5 protein-coding genes and 1 tRNA gene are annotated in these 6,755 nt (G+C 43.6%); 2 read left to right on the plus strand and 4 right to left on the minus strand.

Annotated elements, in window-relative coordinates; all coding sequences use genetic code 11:
- Position 1: 1 nt before the first annotated feature.
- Positions 2 to 1,684, plus strand: coding sequence for an EAL domain-containing protein (locus BLR42_RS09110; protein ID WP_091868419.1), 1,683 nt, complete (start codon positions 2 to 4; stop codon positions 1,682 to 1,684).
- Between the two features lie 36 nt (positions 1,685 to 1,720).
- On the opposite strand, the gene BLR42_RS09115 is transcribed toward BLR42_RS09110, so the two are convergent.
- Together BLR42_RS09115 and BLR42_RS09120 are read right to left on the minus strand one after the other, a co-directional pair.
- Positions 1,721 to 2,356 (minus strand): CPBP family intramembrane glutamic endopeptidase, encoded by a 636-nt coding sequence (locus BLR42_RS09115; protein WP_022760349.1) that lies wholly within the window; start codon positions 2,354 to 2,356, stop codon positions 1,721 to 1,723.
- Positions 2,357 to 2,460: 104 nt separating this feature from the next.
- Positions 2,461 to 2,533: transfer RNA gene (locus BLR42_RS09120), tRNA-Gln, on the minus strand.
- A gap of 227 nt (positions 2,534 to 2,760) precedes the next feature.
- Here BLR42_RS09120 and BLR42_RS09125 point away from each other — a divergent pair.
- Positions 2,761 to 3,741, plus strand: a complete 981-nt coding sequence (locus BLR42_RS09125) for a LysR family transcriptional regulator (protein WP_170832697.1) — start codon at positions 2,761 to 2,763, stop codon at positions 3,739 to 3,741.
- A gap of 38 nt (positions 3,742 to 3,779) precedes the next feature.
- On the opposite strand, the gene BLR42_RS09130 is transcribed toward BLR42_RS09125, so the two are convergent.
- Both BLR42_RS09130 and BLR42_RS09135 read right to left on the minus strand, forming a co-directional pair.
- Positions 3,780 to 5,477: a peptide ABC transporter substrate-binding protein gene (locus BLR42_RS09130; protein WP_091868423.1), complete on the minus strand. Its 1,698-nt coding sequence runs from the start codon at positions 5,475 to 5,477 to the stop codon at positions 3,780 to 3,782.
- Positions 5,478 to 5,498: 21 nt separating this feature from the next.
- The gene (locus tag BLR42_RS09135) at positions 5,499 to 6,422 is read right to left on the minus strand and encodes an ABC transporter ATP-binding protein (RefSeq protein ID WP_091868425.1); all 924 of its coding nucleotides are present in this window, start codon (positions 6,420 to 6,422) and stop codon (positions 5,499 to 5,501) included.
- Positions 6,423 to 6,755 lie beyond the last annotated feature (333 nt).

Genomic DNA, 6,755 nt, shown 5'->3' on the forward strand with positions numbered 1-6,755 from the left:
TATGAAGGTAGAGGAGTACACTTATCAGGAACTTAAGCACATGCTCGATTACATGAAGCGGATGTACGATACCGTCCGCCTCGTTGACCCTGTCGAATGCCGCGTGATCAGTGTGGACACCTCAGGAGAACTCCACTATGAAAAGGAGTGTTATTCCGCATGGAATGCCGCCTCCCGCTGTTCCAACTGCGCCAGCTACAGAGCGGTTATGAGCAGTCAGCGCCAGACCAAGGAAGAGGTGTATGACGGTCACAGATTCTTGGTACAGTCTATTCCGATAAAACTCGTACTCCCTGACAGAAATAATTTTTCCTGCGTAATGGAACTGATTACTGTCGATGACAAGGAAGGCGAGACATTACCGCCTACTCATCAGATATTAACCGGTGAGGATGAAAAACAGGTCTCCCAGGGCATGACCAAGACCGATTATCTCGTTACTCACGACCTTCTCACAAGACTTAATAACCTCGACGGAATCTGCCGCGAGGTCAGAAGAATTCTCGTGGAGGATCCCGATACCAAACGTGTTCTTATCACGGGTGATATCCGTCACTTCCGAACTCTTAATGAGCGCTACGGTGTTCAGCGCGGAAATGAAGTCCTGATTGCCATCGCTGATATGCTAAGAAGAAACTGCGGCGAGGATACTGTTTACGGCAGGACCCACGCAGATCACTTTGTTCTATGCATGCCCGAAGAGCGTTTCGATGAGGGCGTTTTTATGAACGCCGTGGAAGAAATCGGACAGATGATAGACACAGAGAATTATCACCTGTTTTTCCATCTCGGAGTTTTCAGGATTGATGATCCCGATATCCCGGTAACAGTTATGATAGAGCGTGCAGACCTTGCTCTTAAGTACCTTCACGACAGAAGAGAAAACGTTCTGACCTTCTATACCAATAAGCTCCTTAAACAGGCTGAAAATGAAATAGAATTCCTGAACGCCTTTCCCAAAAATCTTGAGGAGGGTCAATTCCATATTTTCCTTCAGCCAATCTTCGATCAAAAACAGCGCGTGACCGGAGCTGAGGCTCTGACCAGATGGATAAAACCCGACGGATCGATAACTCCGTCGGATAAATATATTCATATTCTTGAAAAAAATGACAATATCGCAAAACTAGACTGCGAGAACTGGGAACGAGTCATGAAACAGCTTCGTTCCTGGCAGGCCACCGTTAGAGATCACCTTGTTATTTCTGTTAACGTCTCTCCAAAGGATCTCTTTTACATGGATGCTCTCAAAAAGGTCAAGGAGCTGGTACGTGCCTACAGCGTCGATCCTAACAAGCTTATCCTTGAGTTTTCAGAGAGAGATCTTATGAATGACACAGAGCTTCGACTTGAGATCCTGGACAAATTCAGGGCAGAAGGCTTTAAGGTAGCGATAGACAATTTCGGCGCAGGGGATTTCTCCATAAATATGTTAAAAGAGCTCCAAGCCGACTATATAAAACTGGACAAGACCTTCATTGACGATGCCTTAGCAGATCCCCGGAGCAAGATCGTACTTGAAGCCTGTGTAAAACTTATCCATCAGCTTGGCATGAAGGTTGTGGCAGAGGGTGTTGAAACACAGATGCAGTTCGATTACCTGAAATCCATCGACTGCGATAGATTTCAAGGTTATTATTTTACCCCGGCCATTCCAATCCAGGAATTCGAAGAGAAGTATTAAAATTAAAACGCCCCGTGCATTGCACGGGGTTTACTATTACCGCAAGGAGATGCGGGCCACATCATAAATTATTAATGGCAGGTGCTGGTACATCATGAAGAGGATGTGCACCGTGATAGGTACGTATATGTTTCTGGTCCAGAAGAATGCTACTGCGTAGGGAAGAGCAAGCACCATGGCTTCCACAACACCAAGGGGCAGATAAGCATAACTGAAACCGCAAAGTATAAGTCCCAGTGAAAAGCTCACAAGAGCTGATGTACAGGAATCAAAATTCATGATTGCTTTTCTGAAGAACAATTCCTCTGAAATAGGACAGAGAAAAAGAATTGTTATGGCATACAGGAATTCTCCGATATAGCTGTTTTCCCAGGTAATACCATAGGTTCCGTCCAGCGCTCCGATGAAACTGGGCTGGATGAGGCGGAACTTTATCATGTAGCAAGCCTGCGCTGCTAAGACAGTAAGTGCAACGGGTATCCAGAATTTCTTGATACTCTTAAAATTTTGCGTATACTCTCTGATTGAAAAATCTCTGGCGAAATAAACAGCCAGTACCAGATAGAACACAAAAAATATGTAAAGCGTCTTAAACGGCTTTATTATACAAAATATGATAAAAAGCACTTCCCATATAATCGGAAAGGCCAGATTCTTAATCTGAGATTTCACAACTCACCTCTAAGTGTATAATATCTGATTGATTATATCACATTACTCCGATGTCTGCTCAAATACGGTAAAAAAAATCCTCAGAGGAACTCTCTGAGGAAAAACTGGGCTAGTAGGATTCGAACCTACGAAATGACGGAGTCAGAGTCCGTTGCCTTACCGCTTGGCGATAGCCCACCGACAAGATTGTATTATACGTATGTTTATCCATTAATGCAAGCACTTTTTTTAAATTTTTATAATTTTATTTTCCGGTTTCCTAAAACACTATTCTATAAGCCAATTTCCGCATTATTTTCAAAAAAGGTGTTTGAAATTTAATTATACATGTATTATTATAATCCAGACGAGGACGTTAATTTTGACGCCCTCGTTTTTTTGTTTTTCAGGAAAGGATGATTCTTATGTTACGCGAGGCAAAATATGTAAATGCAATTTATAGAAGCGGAAGCTTTTCAAAGGCTGCTGCGGCTCTGTTTATTTCCCAGCCCTCTCTCAGCGCCACTATAAGGAGGCTGGAAAATGAACTTGGGACCACATTGTTTAACAGGTCCACAAATCCTATCTCTCTAACCGATGCGGGAAGGCAGTATCTTTTATATGCCGAGAAATTCATGGCTCTGGAAAATGAGGCGCAGAATTATTTTGAAAGCCTGAAAAATTCCGACCAGGGACATCTCAATTTCGGAACCACCAGCTTTTATTGCTGCTATTCACTTCCGATACATCTCAATCCATTCCGCAGCAAGTATCCCAACATAAGTATCAACCTGAATGAAAATACCAGCAGTGAAGAGATGATCAAAACACTCCGCCTGGGCCAGATTGATTTTGCTTTGAGCAGTAATCCTGTAGGCTTTGAAGAATTCAAAAAACTCTTCTTTCTTAAGGAACAGCTTATTCTCGCTGTACCGGGTGCCTGGGAGGTAAATGGCAGCCTTATAGACTATCAGCTTTCCTTCAAGGATGTCCTTAACGGAAGACAGCGAAGCCAGACCTGTCCCAAGGTATCTCTTGAGCGCTTTAAGAATCTTCCCTTTTTATCACTAAGGGAGGGCAACGATCTTTACACAAGAAGTAAAGAACTCTTCGACCATGTAGGCAGCGTTCCCACAGTATATATGTATCTGGATCAGATTCCCACCACCTATCACCTTGTCACCTATGGTTACGGCTTTACAATTATCCGCGACACCACACTGCACATAGTTCCGTCTCCTCCAAAGCAAAATAAAAACCAGGTCGTCTTCTATAAAATCGATGATGATCTGGCACTCAGAAATATATATTTTTATTATCAGAATTCCTTAACCATAACACCTGCACAGGATGCTTTCATGCGATACACAAGATATAACTGCGGAACCGAAGAGGCATTTTCATAGAGGAGCAGCGCCCACCGAAGTGAGCGCTGCTATATTTTTTATTCTGCCTTTTTTCTTGTATATCTCGGAATGATATATCCGCTTGTGTTATAGGTATACTCATACTCTGTATTTACAAGTGTTACCGATGAGGGCTGATAGAGTGGACATATGATAGCCTGCTCTTCCATAATCTCTTCCATTCTCATCTGAGCTGCAAGTCTCTCTGCTTCCTTATCACTTGTTGCAAGTTCGCCGATTACCTTGTTATACAGCTCCATGTACTCATCATCATGGAATCTCTCATAGTTAAGTCCCGAACCATCGATCCACATATCAAGGAAGGTTGCCGCATCCTGATAGTCACCGTACCATCTTGTGATACCAAAGTCGTAATCACCGTTGCCCATATCCTGGAGTCTCTGGTTATAAGAAGTACTTCTCAAAGTGATAACCAATCCGGGAAGCTTCTCCTGAAGTTCAGCCTGGATATCGGCTGCAATAGCTGCAAGGTTACTGTCATCGTTATATAGGAATTCAAGTTCAATGGTATCCGTTCCAAGTTCACTCTTTGCTGCTTCAAAGTACTCAGTTGCCTTATCCGGATCGTATTCGTTAAAAGTAGGATTACCTGCATAATCACGATAATAGGTTCCGTCAGAGGTAGCTGCAAAGCTTGCGGGAATAATATAATCTGCTGCAACAGACTGATCACAGAGGATGTTATTTACAATGGGCTCCTTGTTGATCGCAGTACTGATTGCAAGTCTGAGATTCTGATTTGAAAGGTACTCATTTTCTGTGTTAAATGCTATGAAGAACAGTCCTCCGAGGAGCTGTACCTGCATTGACTCATCGCCTTCATACTTTGCAATGTAGTCGCCGTTAAGGGTTACGCTGTCAAGTTCTCCGCTCTCCCATGCCAATACTTTCTGCTGTGCATCAGTTAAAAGTGAATAATGAATTGTTGATACTTCAATTTCATCTGCCGCGTAATAATCAGGGTTTCTTGAAAGTGTATAGGTTGTTCCGCCAACTTCCCACTCACTCATTACGAATGGTCCGCAGTATATGGAATGCTCTTTATCAAGCATGAACTGGTCTCCGGCTTCTTCAGCAAACTTCTGATCTATCGGCATGAAATATGAGCCTGCTGCCAAAATGGAATCGAAGTAAGATTTAGCTGCTGTAAGCTTAACCACAAAGGTGCTGTCATCAGGAGCACTGATACCGAGATCTTCGGGAGTATATCCATCTGCCCCGCTTATTACTTCCTGGGCATTCTCAATACCTGCGGTAACAAGCATATATGAATAAACACAGCCCATATCAGGATCTGCAAGACGTCTCCAGCTGTAAAGGAAGTCATTTGCCGTTACCTTATCACCGTTTGACCAATATGCGTCGTCGCGGATATGGAAGGTATAGGTCAGACCATCTTCGCTTATGTCCACCTTATCAGCAAGTCCGTAAGAAATCTTGCCGTCCTTATCATATTTGTAAAGACCCTCATTTGTGTTGGTTATCATTCCCATCGATGTTGCCGAATAGTTCAGATTGGGGTCCAGTGAATTCAATTCTTCTGTAAGTGCATACTTAAGGTTAATTCCCTCTGCTGCAGATGCGGTTGTTCCGCCGACACCGCTTGCGGATTTTGCACCCGAGCCTCCGCAGCCGGTAACACTGATTGCCAGTGACATTGTCATCGTGACTGCCGTAGTCAAACCAATTACTCTCTTCAATAGATCTTTTTTCATAAGCCTCTCCTCTCTCCGCTGTTAAACTGCCATCCAGCGGGCAACCTCCTCGTCAGTTCCAAGAACCATGTGATTTTCAGATAGATAATGTGCTGTCCCTTTGCTGTAATCCACCATCTCCTTAGCTTTGTCGTAGGTGACAAGCTTCTTGGTGGGCTCTGTCAGCGGATTTGGTTCCGGAATCGCCGACAACAGGGATTTTGTATATGGATGTACAGGATGTTCAAATATCTCCTCCTTTGTACCCATTTCAACGAAGTGTCCCAGATGGATAACCCCGATGTAATCCGAAATATATTTCACCATCGCAAGATCGTGTGCTATGAAAAGATAGGTAAGTCCCCTCTCTTTCTGGAGATCCTTCATGATATTTACAACCTGCGCCTGAATAGATACATCCAGAGCACTTATGCACTCATCCGCGATAATAAGTTCCGGCTCCATGATCATCGCTCTTGCAATGCCGATTCTCTGCCTCTGACCACCTGAGAACATATGGGGATATCTTCCTGCCTGTTCGTGGTTTAGTCCTACTCTCTCGAGCATTGCGTATACCTTTTCTTCTCTCTCCTTCTTTGACTTGCAAAGATGATTGGAATCAAGTCCCTCGGCAACGATATCAATTACCTTCTTCCTGGGATTAAGACTTGCCATGGGATCCTGAAAAATCATCTGCATCTTGCTTGTGAGATACTTTTTCTTTTCGGCTGTCATCTTTCCGGACACTTCCTTGCCGCCCAGGATGACCTTTCCTTCCGTGGGATCATAGAGCCTTATAATGGCACGTCCTATAGTTGATTTTCCGCTTCCGGATTCTCCCACCAGCCCGAAGGTCGAGCCCTTCTTAATCTTAAAAGAGACATCATCCACGGCCTTGACTGTAGTCTTACCGCTTTTAAAATATTGCTTTAGATTTTTAACTTCCAAAAGAGTAGTATTTTCCATGATGTTCTCCTCCTAATATATAGTTGTGGGGTTAAGTTACCTAACAGCCAGCTAGGCCTTAGCCCTCTTGTTGCTTAAGCTGTACAATGATAAGGCATTGGTCTGACCTTGTTCTCCTAGGACCACTTAGCGTCCGTTAGAAAGCCCGTCAGCCAGCTTATCATTTGCAGCTGTTCGTTTTATGTAGGTAGGACTGTCTTGTACACGTCCGGTTAATACCACAGGAGATAGAATAAGCAATGGGGAATGCTGGACACCATGCAAATTCAATGTTGGGGAGGAACCTTATTTATGATGTACAATGCAGTTGGAATTGATGCTTCTAAAGGAAAG

The sequence above is a fragment of the Butyrivibrio sp. INlla16 genome (assembly GCF_900104155.1).
Classification (GTDB): Bacteria; Bacillota; Clostridia; order Lachnospirales; family Lachnospiraceae; genus Butyrivibrio.